The organism is Haloarcula sp. H-hyl6 (genome assembly GCF_056934455.1).
This window is the reverse complement of sequence record NZ_JBRIIK010000002.1, coordinates 510278-536559: the sequence shown is the minus strand read 5'-3', so window position 1 is coordinate 536559 and position 26282 is coordinate 510278. Positions and strand designations below refer to the sequence as shown.

General features: G+C 60.0%; 22 protein-coding genes, 1 tRNA gene and 1 other RNA gene. 16 read left to right on the top strand and 8 right to left on the bottom strand.

From position 1 onward, the window contains the following. Positions 1 to 15 precede the first annotated feature (15 nt). From Hhyl6_RS16205 to Hhyl6_RS16180, 6 genes are all read left to right on the top strand, one after another. Positions 16 to 900, top strand: a complete 885-nt coding sequence (locus tag Hhyl6_RS16205; protein WP_483740292.1) for a hypothetical protein — start codon at positions 16 to 18, stop codon at positions 898 to 900. Continuing rightward, positions 893 to 1270, top strand: a complete 378-nt coding sequence (gene gvpJ / locus Hhyl6_RS16200) for a gas vesicle protein GvpJ (protein WP_483740291.1) — start codon at positions 893 to 895, stop codon at positions 1268 to 1270. Before Hhyl6_RS16205 ends, gvpJ begins: the two co-directional genes overlap by 8 nt. Further along, complete coding sequence (locus Hhyl6_RS16195) at positions 1257 to 1625, top strand: gas vesicle protein K (RefSeq protein ID WP_483740290.1); 369 nt, start codon at positions 1257 to 1259, stop codon at positions 1623 to 1625. The genes gvpJ and Hhyl6_RS16195 overlap by 14 nt, the downstream gene beginning before the upstream one ends. After that, the gene (gene gvpL / locus Hhyl6_RS16190) at positions 1618 to 2457 is read left to right on the top strand and encodes a gas vesicle protein GvpL (RefSeq protein WP_483740289.1); all 840 of its coding nucleotides are present in this window, start codon (positions 1618 to 1620) and stop codon (positions 2455 to 2457) included. Before Hhyl6_RS16195 ends, gvpL begins: the two co-directional genes overlap by 8 nt. A 35-nt stretch (positions 2458 to 2492) precedes the next feature. Continuing rightward, on the top strand, positions 2493 to 2786 hold the full coding sequence (gene gvpM, locus Hhyl6_RS16185; protein WP_483740288.1) for a gas vesicle protein GvpM: 294 nt from the start codon (positions 2493 to 2495) through the stop codon (positions 2784 to 2786). Positions 2787 to 2913: 127 nt separating this feature from the next. Beyond that, positions 2914 to 4395: a glutamate-cysteine ligase family protein gene (locus Hhyl6_RS16180; protein ID WP_483740287.1), complete on the top strand. Its 1482-nt coding sequence runs from the start codon at positions 2914 to 2916 to the stop codon at positions 4393 to 4395. Between the two features lie 377 nt (positions 4396 to 4772). On the opposite strand, the gene Hhyl6_RS16175 is transcribed toward Hhyl6_RS16180, so the two are convergent. After that, entirely contained in the window at positions 4773 to 5438 is a 666-nt protein-coding gene (locus Hhyl6_RS16175) for a helix-turn-helix domain-containing protein (RefSeq protein ID WP_483740286.1), read from the bottom strand. 1119 nt (positions 5439 to 6557) lie between these two features. On the opposite strand from Hhyl6_RS16175, the gene Hhyl6_RS16170 reads away from it, so the two are divergent. From Hhyl6_RS16170 to Hhyl6_RS16150, 5 genes are all read left to right on the top strand, one after another. After that, the gene (locus Hhyl6_RS16170) at positions 6558 to 7571 is read left to right on the top strand and encodes a tyrosine-type recombinase/integrase (RefSeq protein ID WP_483740285.1); all 1014 of its coding nucleotides are present in this window, start codon (positions 6558 to 6560) and stop codon (positions 7569 to 7571) included. Between the two features lie 170 nt (positions 7572 to 7741). Beyond that, complete coding sequence (locus Hhyl6_RS16165) at positions 7742 to 8854, top strand: hypothetical protein (protein WP_483740284.1); 1113 nt, start codon at positions 7742 to 7744, stop codon at positions 8852 to 8854. A gap of 287 nt (positions 8855 to 9141) precedes the next feature. Then, the gene (locus Hhyl6_RS16160) at positions 9142 to 11058 is read left to right on the top strand and encodes a DNA helicase UvrD (protein WP_483740283.1); all 1917 of its coding nucleotides are present in this window, start codon (positions 9142 to 9144) and stop codon (positions 11056 to 11058) included. Continuing rightward, positions 11051 to 11959, top strand: coding sequence for a RecB family exonuclease (locus Hhyl6_RS16155; protein WP_483740282.1), 909 nt, complete (start codon positions 11051 to 11053; stop codon positions 11957 to 11959). The genes Hhyl6_RS16160 and Hhyl6_RS16155 overlap by 8 nt, the downstream gene beginning before the upstream one ends. Further along, positions 11956 to 15396, top strand: coding sequence for an ATP-dependent helicase (locus tag Hhyl6_RS16150; protein WP_483740281.1), 3441 nt, complete (start codon positions 11956 to 11958; stop codon positions 15394 to 15396). The genes Hhyl6_RS16155 and Hhyl6_RS16150 overlap by 4 nt, the downstream gene beginning before the upstream one ends. A gap of 71 nt (positions 15397 to 15467) precedes the next feature. On the opposite strand, the gene Hhyl6_RS16145 is transcribed toward Hhyl6_RS16150, so the two are convergent. Further along, positions 15468 to 15887, bottom strand: coding sequence for a hypothetical protein (locus Hhyl6_RS16145; RefSeq protein WP_483740280.1), 420 nt, complete (start codon positions 15885 to 15887; stop codon positions 15468 to 15470). A 185-nt stretch (positions 15888 to 16072) separates the two neighbouring features. Here Hhyl6_RS16145 and Hhyl6_RS16140 point away from each other — a divergent pair, with 185 nt between their 5' ends. Continuing rightward, positions 16073 to 16213, top strand: a complete 141-nt coding sequence (locus Hhyl6_RS16140) for a hypothetical protein (protein WP_483740279.1) — start codon at positions 16073 to 16075, stop codon at positions 16211 to 16213. A 137-nt stretch (positions 16214 to 16350) separates the two neighbouring features. Here Hhyl6_RS16140 and Hhyl6_RS16135 read toward each other — a convergent pair whose 3' ends face one another. The 4 genes from Hhyl6_RS16135 to Hhyl6_RS16120 are packed head-to-tail and all read right to left on the bottom strand — an operon-like array spanning position 16351 to position 21805. Beyond that, on the bottom strand, positions 16351 to 17406 hold the full coding sequence (locus tag Hhyl6_RS16135; protein ID WP_483740278.1) for a hypothetical protein: 1056 nt from the start codon (positions 17404 to 17406) through the stop codon (positions 16351 to 16353). Then, entirely contained in the window at positions 17406 to 17894 is a 489-nt protein-coding gene (locus Hhyl6_RS16130; RefSeq protein WP_483740277.1) for a hypothetical protein, read from the bottom strand. Before Hhyl6_RS16130 ends, Hhyl6_RS16135 begins: the two co-directional genes overlap by 1 nt. A gap of 45 nt (positions 17895 to 17939) precedes the next feature. Beyond that, a complete protein-coding gene (locus Hhyl6_RS16125) occupies positions 17940 to 19763 on the bottom strand; it encodes a HEAT repeat domain-containing protein (protein WP_483740276.1) in 1824 nt (607 codons plus the stop codon). Further along, positions 19724 to 21805, bottom strand: a complete 2082-nt coding sequence (locus Hhyl6_RS16120) for a vWA domain-containing protein (RefSeq protein ID WP_483740275.1) — start codon at positions 21803 to 21805, stop codon at positions 19724 to 19726. The genes Hhyl6_RS16125 and Hhyl6_RS16120 overlap by 40 nt, the downstream gene beginning before the upstream one ends. Positions 21806 to 22075: 270 nt before the next feature. Here Hhyl6_RS16120 and Hhyl6_RS16115 point away from each other — a divergent pair, with 270 nt between their 5' ends. Further along, positions 22076 to 23707 carry an ATP-binding protein gene (locus Hhyl6_RS16115; protein WP_483740274.1) on the top strand — a complete coding sequence of 544 codons (1632 nt, stop codon included), beginning with the start codon at positions 22076 to 22078 and terminating at the stop codon, positions 23705 to 23707. 390 nt (positions 23708 to 24097) lie between these two features. On the opposite strand, the gene Hhyl6_RS16110 is transcribed toward Hhyl6_RS16115, so the two are convergent. Then, positions 24098 to 24172, bottom strand: a tRNA-Arg gene (locus Hhyl6_RS16110). Between the two features lie 191 nt (positions 24173 to 24363). Here Hhyl6_RS16110 and Hhyl6_RS16105 point away from each other — a divergent pair. Further along, on the top strand, positions 24364 to 25005 hold the full coding sequence (locus Hhyl6_RS16105) for an RAD55 family ATPase (RefSeq protein ID WP_483740273.1): 642 nt from the start codon (positions 24364 to 24366) through the stop codon (positions 25003 to 25005). Positions 25006 to 25020: 15 nt separating this feature from the next. Here Hhyl6_RS16105 and Hhyl6_RS16100 read toward each other — a convergent pair whose 3' ends face one another. After that, positions 25021 to 25317 (bottom strand): DUF5798 family protein, encoded by a 297-nt coding sequence (locus Hhyl6_RS16100; protein WP_483740272.1) that lies wholly within the window; start codon positions 25315 to 25317, stop codon positions 25021 to 25023. 79 nt (positions 25318 to 25396) lie between these two features. Between Hhyl6_RS16100 and Hhyl6_RS16095 the strand changes: the two genes are divergently transcribed. Both Hhyl6_RS16095 and ffs read left to right on the top strand, forming a co-directional pair. Then, a complete protein-coding gene (locus Hhyl6_RS16095) occupies positions 25397 to 25810 on the top strand; it encodes a DUF7548 family protein (protein ID WP_483740271.1) in 414 nt (137 codons plus the stop codon). 63 nt (positions 25811 to 25873) lie between these two features. Next, positions 25874 to 26186, top strand: an RNA gene (gene ffs / locus Hhyl6_RS16090) — signal recognition particle sRNA. The last annotated feature ends 96 nt before the right edge of the window (positions 26187 to 26282 follow it).

Genomic DNA, 26282 nt, shown 5'->3' with positions numbered 1-26282 from the left:
ACGGACACTCAGACAATGACAGAACGGAACGAGACAGCGCCGACAGTAGAGTCCCTCCTCGAAGGTGTCGAGGAGATGATAGAGAAGGCGGAACACGCGGTCGAGGGTCACGACACCGCCGAGGAGACAGTCGAACGCTTAGACGACGTCCACGACGTGGCCGACAACGTCGAGGACCTGCTCGACACCGTCGACGTGACCGACCTCCTCGGCGAAATCGACTGGGAGAACCTCCCCGCCGCCGTCGAGTTGGAGGACGTCCCCGACGCCATCGAGGACCGCAACCCTCGGACAGCGGTTCGGTTGCGAAAGCTGCTGTCGGTGTCGGACATGGCCGACGTGTGGGATAACGTCGACGCCAGAGAGTTCTGGCGACAGTCCCGGGAACTGGACGGCGAACTGGACGACGTCTCCGAAGACGAGTCGGCGTCCGAGGAGTCGTTCTTCGGGGAGTGTTCGCTGGACACTCCGCTCTCCGACGAGGAGGAGAGCGACGACTCTGACGGGGGCTTCTTCTCCGACGACGGCGACGACAGGGCCCCGAGTGAGACGAGCGACGATAGTCTCGAGGGACTTGGGCCCTCGGACGGGGGTTTCGATGCCGAGTCGCTGGAGAACGCCATCCAGTCCCGCATCAGCGATTCGGTCCGAGAGTTCCGAGAGAGCATCCTCGACGCGCGTGCACGGTTGCAACAGAGTCTGGAGGAGAATCGCGACCGTCAGGGGTCGAACGAGACCAACTCGCGCAATCCGACTGCCGTCTCGACGCTCCCCTCGCGAGACGCCGGCGTCGGTCGAGCCACGTTCTCCACGGTCCCCGAAGAGACGCGATACTCGACCGCGCCGAACAGACGCCGCATCTACGGTTCCCGGTTCGGGGACGGTGAGAACGATGCCTAACGCGGGACCGACGCGTGCCTCCGCCGACCTCGCCGACGTGGTCGAACTCCTGTTGGACAAAGGGCTCGTGGTGAACGCGGATATCACGGTCTCCGTCGGCGATACGGAACTGCTCGGGATACAGATTCGGGCGGCAGTCGCCTCCTTCGAGACGGCCGCCCAGTACGGCCTCGAGTTCCCCGAGGGGACCGACGAGGAGCGTATCGAACAGGTCGCGAACCGGAACCGGTTGGGACCGGCGTCCGAGGGCAGGTTCCAGACGGTCGACGACGTCACCGAGACGCCGAACCCCGAGATACCGAACGACGAGGACGACCAGACGCGAGCGGCCGAGACCGTCGAGGGAGGCGACGCCGGTGACGACGATTGACGTCGACGGTGAGGACGCGAGCGACGGGTTGCTCTCGCTCGTGGTCGCCGTCGTCGAGTTGCTCGTCGAAGCGATGGAGCGCGAGGCGATTCGGCGGATGGAGTCCGGCCAGCTAACCGACGACGAGATAGAACGACTCGGACAGCAGTTGCAAGCTATCGAGGCCGAGATAGACGACATCAAGGCGACGTCGGGGATAACGACGGAGGTCGATTCCGTGCGGGAGAACCTCGACGGCCTCGTCGCCGACGCCCTCCGAACGATAGACGTCGACACACCGAGCGGCGATGTCGGTGAGGCCACCGGCACGGCCGCCCCACGAACGCCCGACAGCGAGACAGGAACCCATGACTGACGAACTCGAAACGACCGACGGCACGGACGACGACGGACGATACCTCTACTGCATCGTCGACGTCTCAGACGTCCCAGACGTTGCCACCGGGACGCCCCTCGAGACGGACGGCGTCGACGGCGAACAGCCGACCCTCGTCGTCGAGGACGGTATCGCGGCGGTCGTCCATCGACGCGCCCGACCCTACGACTCCTCGGACGAGGCGACCATCAAACGGTGGCTTCTCCAGCATCAAGGTGTCGTCGACGCCGCTCACGACCGCTTCGGAACGCCGCTCCCGGTCCGTTTCGACACGCTCGTCGACGGTGGCGACGACGCGCTCACCTCGTGGCTGGACCGGCAGCGGTCGACGTTGCGGCCGGCGCTCGACGCGTTCGCAGGTCTCAGCGAGTACCGTATCGAACTCCGATGTGACGCCGACGCCTTCGAAGCGGGTGCCGTCGCGGCCGACGACCGCCTCGGCGAACTGCAGGCCGCGGCGGACGAGCAGAGTACCGGGACCGCGTATTTGCGAGGGAAACAAGCAGACAGACGCGAGCGGTCGCTCGTCGCGAACCAGTGGCAAGAGACCACGGCGACCGTCCGGCAGTCGCTCGCCGACCACGCGGCGGACGTCCAGACCGTCGACCGACCCGCCTCGTCGCTCGCCGAGGCCGACCGCTCCGACGACGCCGACTTCGAGACGACGTTCGCCATCCTCGCGGACGAACAGGGAGCGAGTGCCATCGGTGAGGGACTCGACGAGGTCGCGGGACGACCCGGCGTCCGAGTGCGCTACACCGGCCCGTGGCCGCCCTACACGTTCACGCCGGACCTAGAGGGCAACCAATGAGATTGGGCCGCGTCAGAGCGGCGATGGAGTGACCGGTGGAGCCAACTCGTGACGGGGACGCCGTCGTCGACCTGCTGGACGTACTCCTGCGGGACGGCGTCGTCCTGCAGGCCGACGTCATCGTCACGGTCGCGGACGTCCCGCTAATCGGCATCAGTCTCCGTGCGGCGGTCGCCGGGATGACCACGATGCGGGACCACGGCTACTTCGAGGACTGGGTCGGTGACACCGAGCGAGGCGTCACCGCCGGCGACGCTTCCGAGGACCACCACGCCCGGAGCGACCGGGAAGCACGTACTGCCCCCGAAGAGAGTCAACAGCGGGGCTGAGTCCCCCGTCCGAACCGCTGAACGCGTGCGGGTTCCCCGTCGGTTTTCGCGCACCGGTCCCGTCGCCGTACCGCAGTTCTGCATATACAAGCTCTCCGTTGAGGTGGTTGGGACACGATTGTTCGACATGGACACCGCAGAACTGGCCTCGAAGGTCGAGACAATCTGTACGCGTGACCCCTCGGAGTTCGATTCGCGGGTCCAAGATGAAGCCGCTTGGCTCGTCTCCGCCATCGAGGCGGGGGAGTTCGACAGCGAAATTACGACGACGGGGCTGGAGTACGAGTACTACGTCGTCGACAGCGAGGGCGCACTCACCACGCTGCCACAGCGCATCGCAGAGTTGCCGGGCTGTGACGAGGAGGTCGGCCGCCACCAGATAGAGTTTCAATCGAGCCCGCAGCCGTTCACCGCCGCGGGTATCGAAACCGTCGCGTCCGAGATGCGGGCGCGGTTCGAAGCGGCGGACGACGCCCTCCTCGAATCGGGGGAGCAACTGGTCAGCGACGGCATCTGGACCATCCCGCCGCAGTACGAATCGACCCTCGAGTACCTGACTGCACACGCCGGCAACGACGGTGCCGTCCTCGCGGAGAACATGAACGACACCGTCAGATACCACGTCCAGAGCCAGTCGTCGGCCACCAAAATCGACACGCCCCACGTCACGTACGAGGGCGAGACGGTGCTGTTGAACAGTTTCACGACGTCGATACAGCCACACTTCGTCGTCCAGTCGGCGACGGACCTCCCGGAGTACTTCCGGTACGCGCTTCGCGTGGCCGGACCGTTGCTCGCGCTCGGCGTCAACTCGCCGCTGTTCCCGCCCGACCTGTACGACGAGGCAGACGGCTCGACGGTCATCGACGCCGCCCGCATGGAGAACCGAATCGGCGTCTTCGAGACGGTGATGAACGCCGAGGAGTCCCCCGCAAAGGTGACGTTCCCGGAGGACATCGACTCGGTTTCCGACGCCGTCGACTCCATCGCCTCGGACCCGACCATCATCCCACGAGTCTTCGACGACACGTCGAAGCTCAGCCACTTCACGCACAAACACGGCTGTTACTGGCGTTGGATTCGGCCGGTCTTCGACGAGGGACTCGCCGGCGAAGCGAACGTTCGCATCGAGTTCCGCCCGCTCCCCGGCCAACCGACGCTGCAAGGCAGTATCGGGTTCGTCGCCCTCTTCGCTGGCCTCCTGACCGATTTCGCCCGTCGAAAGCATCCGGTCAGGGAACTCGACTGGGAGGACGCCCGGTCGAACTTCTACGCGGCGGCGGCGGACGGACTGACGGCCGACTTCGAGTGGATCGACCGCCACGGCGACCGCGTGTCTTCCGTCGACCGGGTGTACGCGGACGTCTTCGAGTGTGCCCGGCGTGGGCTCCGTGCGGCCGGGTTCGACCGCTCTCGCGTGGACAGACACGTCTCCCAGTTCGAGTCGCGGGTCAGAAACCGGCGGACGCCCGCGCGGTGGAAGGTGAATCAGGTCCAGACACGACTGGACGATGGCGCACCGTTCGAGCGTGCCGTCCACGACACGCAACGCGAGTACGTCCGCAACCAAGCGGCGACGTTCGAACGCGGTCAGTTCCGCTCGTGGTGACCGGCCCGGACAGCACAGGGTTCGCTGTCCCAGTACGCGGGCCACTATCGGGCCGGCCTCGGCCGACCTTCGGACGGCGGTTTCACCATCTCGACAAAGCAGAGACAGTCCCCACACTACCCGTGGTTCGGTGGGTGAGAGGAGGCGACGGACGACGCGGAGAGCCGTCGCACATCGACCGCACCCCTTTTCGGGCGTGGAGGGGCCGAATTCGACGGTTTCCCCTCTCGCTCTTGTGTGACTTTCTCGGTCGATTTGCCGACTCACGCTGCACACGCAACGCGTCTCGGTCACGACACCTGCCTCGTCACGCTGACGGAGACACAAGTCGCCCCCTCGAGGTGCCGTCGTCGCTACTGCCCCCGAGTAGCCGTCGGTCAGTCTGGCTTCTCACTGCCGTCCATCAGGGACGATACGATGAGTCGCTTGATTCCACGTCGGAGGAGACCACTAGCCGCAGGTTGAGAGATACCCAGATCGGCGGCGACCTCGCTGAGAGTCGCGTTCCGCGGTTCTTCGAAATATCCTGTTTCGAACGCAAGGAGGAGCGCTTCTCGTTGGCTGTCGGTCAACCCAGCGTCCGTGTCACTCAAACTAGCGTATTCGTTCACGCGGAGTAACTCGATGTCGACGTCGTTCTGTTGTGCGTAGTCCCAGAGGTGTATCAGATTCGTTCGGTCGGGCAGCCAGATCGTGAAGTTCCAAGCCTCCCCATCGTTCTCCATTTCGAGGATGACACCATTCGCGGTCGAGATGACCGGTGAGAGGACCTTCGCTTCGTCCGTATACTCGAAGCTATAGATCGCTTCCTGGTTTCTGGTTTCAGTAACTCGCTCGAATTCGCCGACGGTGTTATCACTCCGCAATCCGTCCTCGAACCGAGAGAAGTCTGACGACTCTATGTGATAGAAGAACTTTCCCGATGTTGGGTCAGTTCCGGCCTCCGACACCGACCTGACTTTCGAACTCCGGTCGTGAGTGACTGTCTCTGTGAGCACTATGTCGGGATGCTTGACTCGAACGACCGCCTTAATATCGGTCATCGTTCCATGGGGAAGTAATATTCGATGGATGGAGTTTTGCAATCAACTGACTTCGAGACGGTTGGTGAAAATCGATATTGCAACGCTTGCTATCTGGGTCGTAGTGTGCCCCGTGGTAGCTTAAGCGAGTCGGTTGGTCCCGCTTTCGGAGACGGAGACACTGTTCATGGACGTCCATCTCGTGCACGTCGACCAATCCAGGAGAGCCAGTCAGATAGTGACACAACCTATCTGAGCCGACTGTTTCGACGCAGTCGTTCGCAGCTATGTCGACGTTTCGATGCCATGATTGAACAGCGTCGACCAGATCCGCTCCAACCCGCTGACTACGAACGACGGGTCGGACCCGGCGGGGAGATATAAATCCGTTTCAATAGCCCTGGCTCGATCGTCGACACGGTTTCTCTGTGTCATACGAGTGAATTGGCGACCCGTGACCGCATTGTTCTGTAGCTTAATCGTATAACCTGTTTATACCGACCCCGGAAGAGTCCCTGCGTTGCGGACTCTTTCGGCACGTCGTTCTGGGTCAGCGTATCACTCGTTCTGCGTCGCTCTCCGATGTTACCTCTCCGGCCGCCACCGTCTCACTGACCCACAGAGCGGGTCCCGACTGCTGAACGCACCTGCTGTATTCGCCACGAACCAGATGACAGAACCTGAGACGGTTGGAAATTGAGGCAGGCTCGCTGACACGACCGATGGCAGTACGTCAATCGACGATTGGTCTTTTTCGCGGTGACCAGTGGATATGTAGGCGAATCACCGAACGGCGCGACGTCGTTCGGAACCGTCTGGCCGCCGAACGGAAAGCAAGCCCCATTCCGTCCATTAAAAATATCTCTCCCCCGACGTCTTTTGGTTTGGAACGTGAAAACCGGCTACGGGCGCTGAGGGATTTGAACCGGATGAAGACTCGCTTCGCTCGTCTTCTAGGGCTCAAATCCCACAGCCGACGCTCCTCAGCGCTCACTGTCGTTCGCGCAGAATTCACGGGCGCTGAGGGCTTCAGCGACGTTTCGTGACCGCACCCCCTTTTGGCTGATCTGACTGCTGTGTCGGCAAGTCAGTGTGGGTCGGTCGTCGTGCGTTGCGCGGTTCGCGCACGAGAACTCAATCATGAGTCTTGAACCAATCGATCCGGAAACCGCGCTCGAACTGTATCTGGCAGACAAAGAAAACGACTTGGCGGAAGCATCGCTGGAGGCGCACAGGTATCGGCTCCAGCATGTCGTTCGCTGGTGTGACGAGAAGGGCATCGAGAATCTGAACACGCTCACTGGTCGACAGCTCCACGAGTACCGGCTCTGGCGTCGGAACGAGGGTGACCTCGGTAAAGTGACGGAGAAAACGCAGATGGACACGGTCCGCGTATTCATCCGATGGCTGGAATCGATCGATGCCGTCGAACAGGACTTGAGTGAGAAGGTTCTGTCACCGTCGATCACGCCGTCGGAAAATTCTCGTGATGTGATGCTCGATACTGACCGCGCAAGCGAGGTTCTCACGCAGCTTGAGAAATTCGAGTATGCTTCGGTCAAGCACGTCGGAATTGCGATTATGTGGCATACGATGATGCGCGTTGGGGGTGCGCATGCGCTTGATGTCGAGGATTATGACTCCGAGGAGCAGTTCCTAGAAGTCCATCACCGACCGGAGACCGGGACACCAATCAAAAATAAAGCTGATGGCGAACGCCTCGTTGCAATCTCTGAGTCGTTATGTGACTTGATCGACGACTGGCTCGCCTCGCAGCGACCCGAAGTCACTGATGACTATGGACGTCGTCCGCTACTGGCATCACGTCAGGGGCGAACTCGCAAGAGTACACTTCGCAGCTATGTCTACCGCTGGACTCGACCATGTGCTCTCGGCAGCGAATGCCCACACGGCCGTGATCCCGATGAGTGCGAAGCGATGGAGCACGACAGAGCGTCAAAATGCCCATCTAGCGTGAGCCCTCACGCGATTCGACGCGGGAGCATCACGCATAGCCTCAATAGTAACATGCCTGACAAGGTGGTTAGCGACCGTGCAAATGTCACTCAGCGCGTGATCGAACAGCACTACGATCAGCGAACTGAGCGAGAGAAGATGCAACAGCGTCTGATAACGACGACACTCAGACAATAGAGGACGCACCGAAAGACCGTATCACGCTCTCTCTGCGAGGATATGATGAGTCGACAGTTGATACTCTGTCTCAAATGACTGATTTTGATGCGACGGTGTCAAAAGACACACTCAGTACAACGCCAGATGCCTTCCAACGGTACTCACAACAGGTATTTGACGTGCCGACGATGCACCTAACCGAGGACAACGAGCAGCTCAAATTCCATTATGACGGGACGGTCTACCGCGTAACACAACCACCAACTGATCCAGAAGCCGTTGACGAGGCCTTGGAGGAAATCGAGACGTACTTCGCCACGGTAGACGAGTACGGGAATTCGAATAACCCCACCGCGGTGAAGGCACACATGTACGAAGCCCTCCTCTGGTTCTTTTGGGCACCATTCGTAAATCGACAAGCAGCGTTTTACCAAGAACACGGAATCAATCTGGATAAGGCGTTACCGTCGCTGTATATTTTCGGCGAATCCAATGGAGGGAAAGGAACATTCTGTCGATTCGCCCTGTCGCTTATCAGCGCGAATCGGGTTGAAGCACCGGTTGATGCTGATGAAATCGGAAAGAGGAAAGTTCGGAATCTACGGTCAGCTCATACCTCATTCCCGGTTGTCGTTGATGACATCACAAAACAGAAAGTGAACTCACTGGATACGCTGCGAAACTATTGGAGTGGCTGGACTGGTGAAACAACCTACCCGCTGTTCGCGTTCATCTCCAATGACAAACGACCAGGCGAGTGGTTCCGGAACCGAGCCAAGATACTTCGATTCGACGTAAACTTCAGGACGTCACATCAGGGAGAAGCGAAAGTAAACCGCCTCATCAACACCGAAAACCCCCTATTCCAGTGGTTTGGGCATAAGTATCTTACACGCGATCTTGAATTAGGGGAGGACTCAGATGCACTCCGTGAGGTTAGAGCCACGATGAAAGATCTCTATGATTTTGCTGAGCGTGAGATACCTGACTACTTCCCTGAAACACCGGCTGAGCAGGCTTACGATACGGGTCGTGAACGATGGCGAAATCTCACTAATCACGATGATATCGAGATTACGGAAGACGGAGAAACGCTGAAAGTCTCGTTCCCGGAGTCCATGAGCTTCGAACTTCACGAATACAAACGCGATCCACCGATGACAGTCCGAATAGAAAAACGTGGACTAGATCTTATCATCAAGACTCCGGACGAGTTCTTTGATTGGCTTGGCGAGTCTGCCACTGACCACAACGCAGGTGGGCTCCTGTCACGTGCCCGGGACTATTTCACAGGTGTCTGATCGTGACCGACTTGCACTGCATCGGCCAGTCCTGGATTGTGGCTGTGGCGATGAATTAATTAACCAGTTAAGATGATTAGACCTATGTCCTTCTCTCATATCGAATATATGGATTCTCATGGGCGGGGAGAGGCGCAATGAGCACAAGAAGAGACTTGGAAGGGGAGCTTATCTCAGTCCCATTCGGCCAGTCTGAAACGGAATCGGCAGTTCGGGACGCTTACCAGGAGTTGCGTGATGAGCACGGGTCTGAGAACGTACTCGTGCTAACGGGGTCCCCGACGAGCATGGACACATTTGAGGAAGTGATCGGTCCGGAGGTTCCGGGGGCTAGAGTGCCGCGTGTCTCGTCGCTCGTGGTGCACGCGACCGACGTGGTGAACGCGGTAACTGACGAGGTGATCCTGTCGGATATGTTGCGGCGGGAGCTCGTGCATCGGTTCCTCGCTGACAAGGAGTGGGAGTCGGAGTATTTCGAGACGGCTGCTGAATTAGATTCGTTTGCCGGAGACGTGGCGCAACTCATGGAGACGGCGACGTGGCAAGACGCGACGCTTGATACGACGCGGGAACTAATTGAGGTCGAAGAGGCTATCGGCGAGTTCCAAGCGTGGCTCGCTGAACACGGGCACATCGAACGTGGGCAGTTGCTGTCGACCGCAATTGAACAGCTCGGTGAGCCTGAGCAGCGAGAGATCGCGGTTGATGTTGATGCGGTCCTCGCTGTCGAGTTCGAGGAGTTCTTTCCGCTTGATCGGCGGTACTTGGCTGCACTGACCACTGACCTTGAGTTGGTCTGTGTGCGTGAGCGAGCGAGTAGCGTTCGCCGCACTGGCGTCGAGACAGGCCCGGTAACAGACTACGTCTCGCTGACCGACAGTACCTCCGAGATAAAGAAGGCACCAGCGTCGCGGCCGGCGGCTACAGCCCGGTACTTGGCGACCGGGGACGTGCTGGACGACCCGGAGAGTGGTGCTGTTACGGTGATGAGTGCTGAGTCTGGTGATGAGCAGTTTGACCGGATTGCTGATGAGATCGAGCGGCTCCGGGAGGTTCACGGGTGGCAGTATGACTCGTTCGCGGTCGCAACCGGGCACGGGACTGATGGGGTATCGGACGCGATTCATGCACTCACGCAGGCAGGTATCCCGACTGAATCGACGACTGTCACGGGGTTCGGTGATGATCCGGCGATTCTGGAACTGTTGGAAGTCACGCGGTACTACGCTGCTGAGAGTGAGGGTGAGGAGACCCTGTCTGTCGACGAGAGTGAGTTCGATACGGCGCTGCTGTCGACGATTCGTGCAGAGGAGGATTCGCTTGCGGATGTGTTGCGTCGGTGGGCGACGGCGTCGGGGTTGAAAGATCGGATTGCGACGCGAGCGTCGCCGCTGGACGCGCGGTCGCAGTTCGGGAATGTCCGACGGGTGTTTTCGATGGCCGAGTTCATTGAGGACACGGAGTTCATCGAGGCGTCGTGGCCCGTATTCGTTGAGATGTTGGAACGCGCTCACGAACACGCTGACTCAGAAACGCGAACGAGTTCAACGGACCTCGACGGCGGCGTTCGCGTCGACCGGCTGGAGTCACTGAAAAACGGGTCGTGGCGAGCCGTCTTCGTTCCTGACGTTGTCGACCAGGCGTTCCCGGGTGAACCGTTCCTGACGCGATTGTTCCCGCAGGACCGCGTCGTAGAGATGCCTGATTTCCCGGGTGTAACGGACGTGACGGGGAGTGAGGTCGCGGCGACGTTCCAGACGCAATCGACGGCGTCGAGTGATCCGCTCATGCAGTATCATGTCGAGCAATCCCGGCGGCGGTTGGCGGTCGGTGCGAACGCCGCGTCGGAACGACTGTACTTCTGCCTGTACGACCACGAGAGCAGCGCGCTGGACGAGAAAGTACAGCCGTCACGGTTCCTCACCGATGCGTATCGGCAGTTGCCGTGGATCCAAGGCGAGTCCGATGACGAGATTCGGAGCGAACGGCGCGCCGAAGAGTTCGTCCTGTCGCGCATCGACCGCGCGTTGGCCGACGTGCGGCGAACGCAGAGTCGTGAGATGACGGTGTCCCTCGACGACCTGTCGGATGATCTCGGTGAGATTCACCGCGTCCTCGATGAGAGTGGAGAGCGGGGGGACGCGATGCGGGAGGCGTTGCAGGCGCGTGTTGACTTTGCGGCCGGGAGGGTGCGCCGTGAGTGACGTCGTGTCCGTGTCGCCGACGCGACTCGCAACGTACGCGACGTGTCCGCGCCAATACGAGTACAAGCACGTCCAGAGTGTCTCCTCGCCCGACGAGACGAAATTGTACCTCCATCAGGGGAAAGCGTACCACGAAATGATTGAGCGCGTCTGTGACGCTACAGGCCGCGACGATGACCCTGGAGTCATATACGAGCGAGCGATGGACGTGTTCGATTCGGCGTGGACCAAGCACATCGACCCCGAGGACTACGCGTCGAACGCCCACCAAGAGTATCAACGTCGGGAGACACTCGCCGGCATCAAATCGTTCTTCGATCCCGAGGACGGCGACGGAATCGAGCACGCACAGAAATCGGTGGCGACGGAGAAACGAATCCAGTGCGAACATGACGACATCGGACTACACGGGTACACGGACAACGTGTTGCGTGACGGTGACACGTTGCATCTGATTGATTACAAGCGGAACGTCAGAGGTGTGCTCGGGTCTTGGAGTGCTGACAGGCTCGAAGAGCACCTGAACGAGGAAGCCCACGAGGCCCAACGAGTCAAGAACGCGTTCCAGACCGCCGCGTACACAGAAGGCATCAAAGACTCCTCGCTGTACGAACCAGGGATGTCCGTTCGGTTCAGCTTCTACGGGTTGTTGCACTCGACGGAGAAACAGAGCACTCCAGCCGGGTACACCGTGACGGCGAGCGGCCGGGAACGGGAGACGACCGAAGCGTACGAGGAGTATTACGAGACGGTTTGGGACCTCATCAGCGCCGCGCACGAAGGTATCACAACTGGACGGTTCGCCCCGGACCCGTTTGACCTCATCCGGGCGGAAGCCTGCGACGATTGTGATTACCAGTCGATGTGCGCGGATTACATCGCCACGGAGGTTCAGCAATGACCGACAGCGAGGGCAGCCTGCCCGTGTGGCTCCCCACTATCGAGGATGACGTTGACCCGAAGGACCAGCAAAAGAAGATTATCAGGTCGGGCGAGTACCCGATGCGAGTGTTGGCGGGTGCAGGGACCGGGAAGACGTTCACGATGGTCCGGAAAATCGAGCATCTCATCGACGAGGAAGGCGTGTCCCCGGACCGGATTCTCGCGTTGACGTTCACGAACAACGCGGCCGATTCGATGCAGGAAAAACTGCAGGAGAAACTTGGGACCGCCGGGTACGACATCGACGCGTACACGTACCACTCTATCTGTAACGCAATTCTGCAGGACTACGCGTACACGGCCGGGATCGACCCGGATTTCGACGTGGCAACGGACGCCGAGAAGTACGCCGTGGCACTGGAAGTGCTCGATGAAATCGAGTACCGGACAGTTAAGCCGAATGTCTACGGACCGAACTCACACGGCAGCGGTGCAGCTGACGCACTCACCGGCTTCATCAGCTCGATGAAACGCAGCGGTATCGACCCGGACGCTATCGACGCGTATCTCGGCTCGGCTGACCGATTGTACGAACTCGCAGACATCCCGGAAACCATCGAAGACGCCGCGAGCGATAACCTCGGCGGGCGGTCGGTCTCTACAGTACTCGACGGACTGCCGGCAGTCCGGGAAGCACTGGTAGAGGCACGCGAAGACATCGGTGACGACGGCGTCGAGGCAAGCATCTCGGTTTTCCTCGACGGTGCCACCGCGGTGTGTGACTCGCTCATTGCAGCGTTCGAAGCCGCTGAGTCTGGCGACCGTGACCTGCCGGAGAACGCACACAAGATTCCGAAGTACCTGTTCGGCGGGTACGCCAGTGGCGCGCCGAAAGGCATCCCGGAGGTCGGGCTCGAACTCCCGCAGTATCTCGCTGACTTCCTGGACGATTGCCTGCAGGCCCGCGACCTTGTCGCCGGGTACGACGCGTACGAACAGGAACTAGCCGAGCGTGGACTCCTCGATTACGACGACCTCGTCGTCGAGACGGTCAAGCTCTTAGAAACTAATGCGGTCGACGACATTGCGGGTCGATGGGACTACGTGTTCTGTGACGAGTTCCAGGACACTGACCAGTTACAGTTCGACCTCGTCACGTCCCTCGTCAGCAACGAGAACCTGTTCGTCGTCGGTGACGACGACCAGGCGATCTACGAGTGGCGGGGCGCGAACGTCGCCAACATCACCAGTGAACTCGACAGCGAGTTCGGCGACGCACTCGCCGACGAGCCTCTCGAACAGAACTTCCGCTCCCGGCAACCCATTCTTGACCTCGCCAACGCCGCACTCGACGAACTTGACGAGCGGAAAAGCGAGAAGACACTCACGCGCGTCGACGAGCCGAACTACGACGGCGACAGCGTCGTCACAGTCGAAGAGGCTGAGGAGGAAGCCGATCGGGCCGACCAGCTTGTCGCCGTCGTCCAGAACATGCTGTCAGGTACTGCTAATGAACTCGACCGGGCGTACGACCCCGGTGATATCGCGTTACTCGTTCGGAAGAACAAGCACGCCGAACCACTTGTTGAACGGTTTGAGGACCTCGGGATTCCGTACGAAGTAGCTGGTGACCTAGCAACGGATTCTGTCGGTGTGGGCACGGTCATCGCGTATCTCAAGGCACTCGCTCGACCAGAGGACGATGAAGTCAGTTGGAACCGCGTGTTGACGATGCGGTACCGCCTCGCTGACGCGGACCTCCGGGACCTCAACACGCGAGACAGCGCTCTCGTCACAACCCTGCTTGAGACACCGCTATCGGAGTTTCAGGAACCAGACCGCGTCGAAACCGCGAGAACCCACGTATCGCATCTACTGGAGCTTCGAGATAGCGCGTCACTTGCGCGCCTTTACCGCGAATTGAAGGACCTGACCGACATCGAATGGTATCTCAGCGAACAGGACCGCCGGAGCCTCGACCAGTTAGAGGACGTCATCGAACAGTTCGGAGAGGACGCGGTGCAGCCGTCACTAACCGGGGAGTTCGTGGAAGCACTCAGACACCACGACGAGGTGTTCGCCGAGAACGGTGGAACACCAACCGATCAACCAGAATTAGCCGACGACGCCGTCAACGTCATGACCATCCACAAAAGCAAGGGACTGGATTTCCCCGTCGTCTTAATGCCGCGACTCACGGCCGACGAGTGGGGGCCGCGCGGCCGGTCCTACGACGCGCTGGAAGCGTCACTGACTGACGGCCCCGAAGCGGCGTTCTCACAGGACTTCGTCGCCAACGATGCGCGGGAAACGCGGCGTGTCCTCCACGTCGGTCTGACACGCGCCGAGGACGTACTCGTTCTGCACGGATCGAGCGAAGACGATGACGCGAGTGACGATGCAATGCAGGACTTCCTCCGGGAAACACTCTCACCAGGACTGCCGTGGGAACCGGACGCCGACCATCTCCCTATCTGGCGGGACATCCAGCACTGCCTCCCGCCGGAAGCCGCCGATTGGACCGACTCACTGGCCGCGACTGTCCTCGGCGACCTCGGCGGGACGGTGACGCACAACGGCGACGCTATTAGCCCCGAAACGGCCCGAGAGGAAATCCTCACACTCGGCACCGATCTGGCAGCAGGAGCCGTGGAACGCACTGCACCGTCTCGACTCACGCTTGAGTCGCTTACCGGCGCACCCGACGTTGCCCCGGAGATCCAGCACAGCTATACGTCGCTCAAATCGTTCGAAGACTGCCCGCGGCAACACTACCTCGATTACGTCGTCAACGCCTTCCGGGATTACACGTCAAGCGATGAGGCGTGGACAGAGAACGACACCGGCCCGTCACAGCAAACCGTCGGGATACTGTTTCACGACACGGCCGAAATCGCGGCCGACGAGAACGCGTCGTCACCAGCCGAGTGGTACGAGATCTGTGAGCGACTCGCTAATCAAAAGCGGGCCCTCGACGCACTCCCCGACGCGAAGGCGTGTATCGATCGGTACTTCGAACTTGAGCTCAGCGAGTGGGATGTCGTTGACGCGGAACGCGAGTTCGCTATGGAACTCGACGGCGAGGAAATCGTCGGATACATCGATGCCGTCTACCGGACCCCTGACGAAGATCTCGTCGTTATAGACTACAAGGCCACTCAACGCGAGCGCGACATCGAAGGCAATCGGCAGTTACCGCTGTACCTGCTCGCGTGCCGTGACCTGTACGACGAACCGGTTCACCAAGCCGGCTACGCGTACGTCGGACCACTTGGACCGGCCGTTGAGACAAAAACGTTCTCCGAGACCGACTTGGAAGACGTCCAGACGGAAATCCGAGAAATGCTCGCAACGATTAGCGAGCTATCGTACGACGACTTCGTCGCGGACTCTCACTGTCGATGGTGTACGCACAACGAACTATCGTGTGCGGCACCAGTTGGAGTGGGAAAATAATCTTAAGCAGTAATTTGAATGGCTAGTTAATTCAAACTTGATCAATTCTAATCATCGTGGCAAGATACAAATTAATCAACTTTGTTGAGATACTCTGCCTCAGCCGAGGACTGATCTCGGCCGTATGAAGTTATTTTATCGCTAATTTTGTCACCTGAAGAAGTATCTTCAGGGCAACCATCTACAAAAATAACAAATCCTTCTTTTTTACAGACAGCTGTTTTTATACCAGAGTGGTGGGCTTTGATACTTTTGACACCGACATCAACAATATCGCCGATATCCACAGGTGGAGATCTATTTTTTGCCTGCTGGTGAGCTTTTTTTGATTGTTCTTTTTCATATTCTTCTTGAGCTTCGTGACGCAATTGATCTTTGATTTCTTCCTTAACTTCCTCATCAATTTCTTGTTCTTTTTCTTTTTTTTTTGCCCTTAGATTTGCCCTTTTTGTATATCCCATAACCAACGGCTCCTGCTGCAGCGATGCCAACAACAACTGGTGCGACCATATGTTAAGTGTATTTTCATCAATATTAATACCTCCTCATAGTGCTATCAAAGATGACATAAATGCAGGTTTTATTTACAGACAAAAATGGGAAAAATATCTCCAATAGTATTATACGGGTTTATACCAATTTTTAATCCATGGAGTGTCATAATTGTGGGACATCTATGAGTGGTAAGGTCGAAAAAGTAGATGACCCGAAACCGGGAGAAGGTGAAAAAACCGTTGTTAATCATGAATGCCCCAAATGTGGAACACGAATAGAGAAGAAATATGTTACTCTCGCAGAAGCAAAAAGGAATCTCTAAAAGTTAGTAGAATCGGGTTTGTCGGAAACATCTTCTCTCTCATATATTTACTACTAAGTCTACCTAATCTTTAGTACAATCGTAGTTCGGATTTGGAAGTACCATACACCCAATTTATCAGCTGTCGTTTCGCCGAATTATTGTTGCGCCCGGTGAGTTTCGACGATTGGCTGATCGCGTTCAAGAATAGCCGCTAGCTTCTCACTTCGCGTGTCGATGTCGATTTCTTCGTGTTTCCAGTTGCGTTCGGTCTTGCCGTTCCACACGCCATACAGCGTCGCTCGTGGAAGGACCAGCACACCGAAGAGCACAGCGAGTTCGTAGAGCAACGTCGCTATCTGCCCCCATGTCCCGGTGATGCGGCGTGGGAAGTCGATGCTGAAATCGACGTGGACGGCCGGGACTTTCCGCTCGCGTGCCTCATCGATGAACCCGTAGTCGTTTGAGAACAGGATGACGCCAGTGGGTTTGTCGGCGTAGTACTCCGCGCAGCCGTCGATGATGTTCGTATCACCAGTCTCCGTAGCGACGATGTCGTGCGGTCTCGTCTCGCGTAACCGACGGAACTCTCGGAGTCCGAGCCGCGTTTCCCGGTTGTCCTCGGTTGGTTGGCCGGCAAGTCGCTCGTACTCGGAGCCGAACGCATCGGCCAGTGCGGAAGCGGGCATCGCGTTCTTGCCGTACCGGTAGCTGATGCTCAGCTCCGACTCGACGCCCGCGGCCAGAGCGTACCCGTCGACCGGTGCTCTCCCACCTTGTTTCGTGTGTAACACCGGGTCGATACCGAGGACGTCGTGCATCCGCCACGGCAGGATATTGGTGTCGAAACCAGCGTATCGCGGCGGATGCCCTTCCTGCAGATCTTGGTATCCGTACCGGGTGATGAATTTGTCGAGCTCCTCGCGGTTCTGAATATCGACGAGCCCGCTGGCGGTGACGGCTTTGACGTACGCGGCTTCGTTCGGGAGTTCTTTGCGAATCGTCGGACCGTGCTCGCGTTCGATCTCATCGAGTGCGTCCTCATACGTCACAGCACCGGTGGTCATGCTGACCGTGCTGTCCGTAGCGTCGCCGAGATTGACACGAAACAGCTCCCCCATTTCTTCGGACGGATGATCCACCGAGAAGGATTCCTCACCGAGCTCGTAGAGGCCGTTCAACAGGAGTATCAAGTCCTCATGTGCGAGTTCCATTAGAGTATCTCCGTGAAATCGAACAGTTTCGCTGCTGTGCGTGGTATCTCGGGGTAGATGCGGCTGAAGTAGTCGCTTGATTCCAGGTAGAAGTAGAAGATGTGGTCAGCGTCGTAGGTCATCCCGGCGTTGAACGCGATGACGGACATGAATTTCCGGCCGGGCGTGACGTCAACGGCGACGTTCGCAGCTGCGTCGCGTGCTTCGGTGATTGCCTCTTGGAAGTGAGTCGCAATTCCCTGGAAGTCCGTCTCGTGATCAACGTTCCCCGTTTTGATCGTCGGGCTCTCGACACCGTACTGCTCCAGCAGCGTCCGGGTCAGGACCTTCGTATCGGACAGCGCATCGCCGAGTCCGGGGTTGTCGAGGAAATACACGGTGTCGGGCACAAATGTATTATCCAAGCCGTCCCCGGCGCACGCCGCGGCTATGGGGTTCACCATCGCCTCGACGGTCGTACTCCCCGAACTCACCCACACATTATTCATCATGCCTATCACGTCACCACATTATGATAAGCGTTCACCTGCACGTTACTCCTCCAGCCGTGAGAGCGCCCACGAGGCTCGGGCCCGCACGCCTTTGTCGGCGTCTTCCTGCAGGCATTCTCGAAGCGCGTCTTCGCTGTCTGTGGCGCGGAGATAGCCGAGTGCCCAACACGCGTTCTCCCGAACGGCCGACTCATCGTCAGCCAGTAGGTCGACGAACGTCGGTGTCACGTGCTCGATGGCTGCCGGGAAGTCCCCTGCTACGCGAGCCAGCGTCCCGCTCGCGTTGGTTCGCGTGTAGGCATCCTCGACGGTAAGCAGGTCGGCGATGTCGTCAGCGAACGGTTTGACGACATCGGTGTGGACCGCCGAGACGTCGAAGAGCAGCGCGACCGCGTTGTTTCGAAGCCGGGGGTTCTCCGCAGCCAGCAACTGTGCGACGTCATCGACAATGTCGACTGCGAGGCTTGGTTCCGTCTCGACAGCACGGCCGAGCGCAGCGGTCGCGCACAATCGAACATTGTCTGGCTGTGACTCGTCCAGTACAATCGACCCGAGCGGGTCTGCGGCCGGGACGACGGCGTCCGGGTACTCGCTCGCAATATCGGTAAGTGCAGCAACAGCATCGTGGGTCCCGTCAGCACGGTCTTCGATAACTGTCACTAATCCCGGGACGGCATCCACTACATCGCTCGGGGCTGCTGACGCGATGTGTGCGATACACGCAGCCGCTTCACGACGAGCCGACACGCGGTTAGAGTCGAGATACGGGGTAATCTCTCCCGTCGCCGGCGCAATCGTACCGGGACGCTGCTCGCCAATCGAACTGAGTGTCGCCAGGGCATCGCCCGGCGAAACCAAATCCGACCGGCCCAACAGCGACCGAAGAATCGGAACCGCCGGCGTACAGTCTTCGGGACGGACCGTTGCGATCGATCGGAGCGCCTGCAAGGCTTCTCGCTGCAGGAGTGGACTCGTCTCCGTTCGATCTAACAGCGACAACACAGCCGAGACACGGACGATCGCAGGGTCGGCCGCTGCCAGTCGTCGAAGCAGGGTCGCCTCTGCAGTCAGCGTCTCCGCTTGCGAAGTGAGTCTCGGAACGATGTCAGCCGAGAGATCGACAGCAGATACCTGTTCGATCGCCTCGATACCGACAATGAACTTGTCCTCACCCGGTGCGAACGGCGTACAGATCACCCCGGGTGCTTTCGACGGTTCTTCGAGAAATACAGCGTCAACCGAGATGCTCGACAGGAGTATTGTTGACTCACCGTTGTCGTCGGTGTACGTGAGTTCGAAGCCCGGGGCTGACCGGTGCTTGCTGAGCCACGATGAGAGGTGTGATGCATCGACGGGAGCGACGCCGGCAGTCACAGGCTGACCTCCGTCCGTGACCGGATCACCCGCCCACGGCAGTGCCGGGTCGATATCGCCTTGCTCGACGGCCGGAACGAACTCCCACGCGTGATAGTGCTCCCACTCGGCGACGTCACTTAGGTCGAGGTCGTCAATGACGATATAGCCGTCCGCGTCCGGGTGCAGGTCCGCGATGAGTGCGAGTCGCTCCCGACGCAGCGGGAACTGTTCGTAGTACCCGTCGGGTTGTTTCTCACCGAGCCATTCGTCCCACGAGTCGTCGTGTCGACCGACGATGTCGACGACGCCGGGAATCGCTGCTTCCTCCGCGAGGTCCTGATTCCCGATGGCGTACACGGCGTGGTCAGTCTCGTGTGCGAGGTGGCGGACCCACTCCAGTGGAACGGCTTCGTGCCGCGGGTGCGCGTTCACGTCGACAGTCCAGTCCCGGTCGAACGCAAAGACCAGGCTCACTCCGAAACCTCCGCCTCCCGTACCGCCGGCCGGCACAGCATGTCGAGTAACTCCAGTTCCTGCTGGAGCGACTCGTCACCGACGGCCTCCATCTCCTCGACAAGGTACGTCCGCAGACTGTCGAACCGGGCGGTGTACTCGTCGGGGACGGCCAGCGGGACGGACTCGCGCTCGTGTTCGCCGCGCTGGTTGGGAAGTAGCCAGTCGTCGACGCCAGTCGCTCCGTCAGCCCTGTCGTGAACGTCCCGCGCCCACGTGCGGAGTTCACGAGCATACCGAGCGAGCGCCACAGCCTTCCGGACCCCGCCGTGTGCGAACGACTCTGGTGCACCTGGCATCGAGACGGCCACGCGCTCGGTCTCTTCACTCCCATCTCGTTCTGTCCACGACGCTTGCAGTTCGAGCGTCCCGTCCGATGCTGTCTCGGTGAGTCGAACGAGGACGACCCCGCCACGCGCCTCACCGTCCTGCTTGGCGGAGGGGAACAGCGTTCCGACGTGCATCAGTTGGTCACTCGCACCGTCGACCGACGGAGAGCCGTGGACTGCTTCTACCTCGTAGCCCGTCGCGTCCAGCTCCAGGTCGAGGTCGTACACGAGCGGTGTCACCATGTAGTCGAACTCTTCGCCGAGTCGCTGTTCGAACTCGTCGGCGGAGTGGATGAAGTAGTGGTTCGCCCCGCGAATCCCCGAGACAGTGTCGGCTAACTCAGCGTTCGCGTCCAAGCCCATGCCAATGAAAGTCGTGTGAATCCCGTCGGCGGCAGCCCCGGCGAATCGCTCGGTCAGCTCGTTCGCGCCGGTCCGCCCGGTGTTGGGCATCATGTCGGTCATGAAGATGACGCGGCGCTCGACATCGTAACTGGTTGTCCCATCGGCGAGCATATCGACGGCTGCCTCGAACCCGTCTTCCATGTTCGTGCTGCCGCCAGCGGCGATGTCACGGATGTGCTGTCGAATCGCGGGCATGTCCGTCGCACCGACATCCCGGAGCGGCTTCGCCACGTGGGCACGGTGATTGTACAGCACGACGCCGAGTCGGTCCTCGGCGTGGAGTTGCTCGGTGAGCGCGCACAGTGACTGCGTCGCCGCGGCGAGTTTCGTCTGGCTGTCAGCCTCGGCTTCCTGCCGGTTCCCTTGCTCGTCGTAGTAGTACTGGTCAAACGCGCTGCTCATGGACCCGGACACGTCGAGGACTGCCACGAGATCGAGGCGCGGGCGTTCGAACGCGTCAACAGACAACGTCGAATCCAGGCCGACCGAGAGGTACTGTTCAGTCTCGCCGTTCAGCGTGTGGTTGCTGACAGCGGCCGCGTACCGCGGTGCGAACAGCGAATCCGTCGCAGTCCGCTCACCAGTTTCGAAGTAGTAGTCGTAGAACAGCCCCTCATCGCTGATTGCCTCGGGCTCCGGCGTGTACCCATTCCGGATGTTCTCCCGGAAGTTGGTCACGTCTTTCGCACCGCCGGCCGCGAGCCCGACCGTCTCCGGACTCGCCATGTTGTTCTGGAAGCTACCCATCATCGGCTCCGCATGCGCCTCGTCCACGACAGCGTGGTTGCCCCGGTGAAGATCCCTCTCGTCGATATGACGGCCACATGACGTGCACACGAAGTCAGGTGTCTCGACCGGTTCGTCGTCTTGCATCGGGAGCCAATCGTCGACAGTCCCGGACCCGTCATCGACGGGCGTGATGGACGAGGTCTCGTCGAGGATACCGAACCGCTTGTCGAGATCGAGTTGCGCCGCTGCGTCAACGATTTCGGAACCGGCAGTGTCTATGGCCTCCCCCGCTCGGAGCGTATCGCCACAGTGTGGGCACTCGTGCGCGACTGCTGGTGACCCATCGACGGGATCGGCACCGAGCAGCCCGGTAACCTCGTACGTTCCGCCGGTTTCGAGATGCCACAGCGAGTCGCTCTCGGGCGCGGCGAGTATGCTGAACTGGTTGCCTGCCTGGTCGGCGACAAGCAGTCGGAACACCGTCGCGCCATCGCAATCGAGTGGTCGTTTAGTGATGAACTCGACCGAGAGGTCGAGTCGTGCGCCGGGTCGTGCGTCCGCGAATATCCCATCCATTGTTCGTTGATGGCTGCCGCTCACCCGGGCAGCCTGCGGGCCCCTTAATTACAGTACACGCGCCTTCCTCGCGTGCAACGAAGTAAGCACCATTACAGTGGCGCTTTTGTCACACTTACACCCAACATTATGTCTCATGGTGGCATAAATGTTTCGTCTAAATGCACTATAGAGACTTATTTGTCTCCACAAACTACAATGCGATGGCGTTTATTCTATATCGGTAGGAGAATTGGATATTAGGCGGAGTTCTGACTCGGAAACCACACGTTGCGGCGCAGAGTAAACGGGCGTAACAATCATTGCGATGGCGCTCAAGGACTAAGCAACAGTTCAATGTCTCTCGATGCTGGTGACACCTTAGTCGAGTCCCTCCGGGAACACAACCCCTGGTGGGACGATGGTGCCGACGCCTTCGACCTGCCGGCTCGTCAAAAAAGCGATTTCTACCACCTCGCGCGTCCGAACGAGGCCGGGAGCCAATTCGAGGACCAATCCATGCTCGCCCTCGTCGGGCGGCGCGACGTCGGGAAAACCACGCTCCTCCACCAGTTCATTCACCACCGAATCGAAACCGGTGACGCCCCCGAACAGTTCCTCTATCTGCCGTTCGACGCTGACCCGCTATATCAGCTCCAGTCCGACGAGCAACTCGCGCGCGCGGTCCGATACTACGAAAGCCGCGTCTACGGTCGCACACATGACGACGGACCACAGTTCATCCTCTTGGACGACATCCACCAGATCGAACACGCGAACAAACCCACAATCGACGGATGGGGTGCACCCGTCGCCGAACTCATCGATCACGCACCGGACCGGCACGTTATCATGACCGCCAGCGCCGAAGTCCAAATCGAACGAGAACTTGCCGACAGCGGTGTCTCTCCAGACGTCTACGACGTGCAGCCGATTCTCCCTGAGAAGTTCCGCGACTACCTGTTCACCCTCTACCCCGACCTCGAAGCCGAAGGTACCCGTGTCAGCCCGAGTTCGATACGCGCAGGCGATTACAGCCTCCCGGAAGCGATAGCCAAAGAGGATACAACGGCACTCATTGAGGAACTGCAGCACAAATACGAGAAAGTCGGCGATGCGGAACGCCGGATCCAGTCGCAAGTCGTCGAGTACCTGACGATGGGCGGCATCATCAGTTACGAACACGACGGAGCCGTCGAATCAGCCAGCGACCTCACCGCGAAAGACTACGCGCGACTCCGTGACAACGTCAGGGCAGCTCTGTATCAGGATGTTCCCGGTTTCGAATCGATTCAAACAATTGCCGATCTCGAACGCCTCTGCGCGTTGGCCGCTCGGAATCGCGCCACAGAATCGTTCCGCTACCAAGAACTCGTCGAGTTGTTCGACGTCGACCGTCGCACAATCGCAGATAGCTACTTGCCCGCACTCAGCGAACTGTACGTACTCACGGGCGTCACGGAATACGACAACAGTCGCCCGCGCGGTGTCCGACTCTATCTTCGTGATACTGGCCTCGCAACGGCACTATCGGACGGCGACGCATCGGCGGTACGCAACGACTTCCAGCGCGAAGCAGAACTCGCCCGCGTCGCCGCCTTCGACCACACGATGCGCTTCGCCTACGGCGTCAACGCAGCACAAGGAAACGACCCAACACCGAGTGTCCAGTACTGGCGCGGCCGAGAGGGAGAAGTCGACTTCGTCTTCGAAATTGATGACACACCAGTCCCGATTGCACTTGCGTATCGGTCGCGCGACAGAGACACAGCACTTGCCGCCGTCCGGGAATTCCAAGCCGAATACGACGCGCCGGTAGGTTTCCTCCTCGCAGGCGACACGGTTCGCGGCTTAGAACCAATCCAGCGGATCGACGACAGTGTCATCCAGTTGCCGTACTGGCTGTATCTTCTGCTCTGCTGACGAGCGTATCAGTCAGAGCAGCCTTCTCTATCCCACACGAGATAGAATCACCTATACCGTACCAAGTGCGGCAATGAGATTGATGCGTCTTGAACTGTTTCGCCTTCTCCGTCGCTAAAACCAGAATTTCGCCACGGAATGGGAAGCAGAGCTATCGGACAAACGTATCGAGACCATGGAACAAGCGAAGGAGAGTCTCGAAGACGAGAGTGACTAAACATGGCACCACACCACAAGCTATTTGCCGCTGTTCTGTCATCTAAATCTTAGCGAATCGCAAGACGCCGTCGACCCCGTTACGCAGCGTAACGAAATCAAATCGGCTGGAGGGGATGTGGTTTATAAACGTCGTACTGCCGTCTGCCAAATGTGGACCGTCACAAAACGGGACGGGCGCTGAGGGATTTGAACCCCCGACGGTTTGGTCCGAAGCCAAGCACTCTGTCCAGGCTGAGCTAAGCGCCCTACGTCATACGTAATTCGGTGTTGTGGTTTAAACCAACCGGTTCCGTCTCGCGTTCGTGAATCGACACCACGCGTGTAGCGGTGACGCGGTCTCACTGTCACCTATAGGACAACGCATATACGCCTGTCGGCAGACGGTACTGCTAGCCGTCCGACGTGGCCGTTCGACACCTATCAGAACTACCATAGGTATGTACTGTCTCGGTGAGGCGTGGCCCGACGTTCCCCTGGACCCCGGCACGAACGTACTCGTCGCGGGGCCGCCGATGAGCGGTGCGCGGCGACTCGCGATGACCGCGGTGGCAGAGGGGACCCGAAGGGGTGACGAAACCCTCGCCGTGACGACGCGTGACACCGCCGACAGGGTCCGCACGGACTACCGGGCGTGTCTCCGCGACGTTGAGGGGGACGTACCGCCGTTGTACGTCGTCGACGCCGTCACGGAACAGAACGGGGGCGACGCCGACGACCACCGGCACACGAGGTACGTCGACTCGCCGAGAGCCGTGACCGACATCGGACTCGCGTACTCCGAGTTCGTGCAGTCCGCCTACGACGCCGGGGGCATCGAGCGAACGCGCGTCCTCGTGGATTCGCTGTCGCCGGTACTGGTCTACTCGACGCTCCAGACCGCGTTCCGATTCGTCCACGCGTTCACGTCACGCGTCGAGAACGCCGGTGCGCTCGGCGTCTACACCATCTGTTCGACGGCACACGACGACGACGCAGTGGAGACGCTCGCTCAACTGTTCGACGGGACCGTATCCGTGACCCGCGAGGGACGGGCGACGGTGAGGCTCCCAGGGGCCGACGACCGGACCGTCGACCTCTGACGGACACCGTTACCGCTAGGTCTGTGTCGACCCGGACTCGTCCGTTCGGTCAGCGTCCGCAGACTCCGCGTCGTCGATGTGTTCGGCGGCGAGCACCGAATCGACGTCGACGCCCTGTTCCTCGGCGAGGGCTTCGAGCAGCGCTCGCTGTTCGGCTAGCTCGCGGTCTACGTCGTCGACGCGGGCGTTGGTGTCCTCGACCGTCTCTCTGAGCTCCTGTAACTGTGCTTTGAGTTCGTTGACCTTCGTGTAGAGGTCGTCGGCGACGTCGGCCACTTTCTGTATCTTCTTCGCCGTCGAGCCAAGTCCCATGGCGCAGGCTACTACGGGCGTCCATTTCGTCGTTACGCTCGAGCGTCGGCGTTAAGACGCCGCCGACCGGACGACCGATATGGACGACTTACGGACCGCCCCGACCGTCGGTATCGTCGGCTGTATCCTCTATCTCCTCGCTCTCGCGGTACCGTTCATCCTCGTCGAGACGACGTCGGCCGTCGGCGCGTACTACGACGCCGGCGGCGTCACGCCCGCCATCCCGGCCGTCCTCTCGCTGGTGGCCGTCATCGTCCTCGCGGCAGGTCGCGAGGGTCGGACGGACCCCGGCGTCGCCGCCGGGGCCGCACTCGTCTTGGGGCTGTTCATCGTGGGCCTCAGTCTGCTGTGGGCGGCGACGGTGCCCAACAGCCTCGTCCTCGGTCTGTCGGAGGCGACGCTCATGGAACACCACCGGTGGGCAGTCGTCCTCGCCAGCGTGCCGGTGCCGATTGGGGCCGCGTGGTTCGCTCGCGCGCTGGGTCTGTTCTGACCGCGTCCCCGCGCGGTCCCCGGATGTTCCGAAAGGCCCTTATGCGGCGGCGGCGGACCATCGAAGTGGACTAGGTCGGGGGGCTTGGCCCCCCTCCTCGCCCGCACTGTGGTCATGAGCGGGGACCGAACTCCGGGTGCGTCCGGTCAGACGGACGTGGACCCCGTGAGCCAACGTAGAAGCCTCGTCCCACGGGGACGGCGGTCCACGTGGTCGCATCTGCAGGGATGCGCCCTCGTGGTTGATCGATGGCAGCCCGTCAGGCACGGAAGTGAGCAGCGGACCATCGGACACCCGTCGCTCGTGGGGTCGCGGGGTGGAGGAGGCAAACGGGATTACCCACGTCCGAACGTCGGGCAATCCCGGCCGTCCACCCATTCATACCTGAGTACTGTCTTCTACAGAGGGTTCCGTGGCCCGCTCGCGGCCTGCGGGAGTGCTACGACGGCGTGACGAACACGGTCAGAACCGG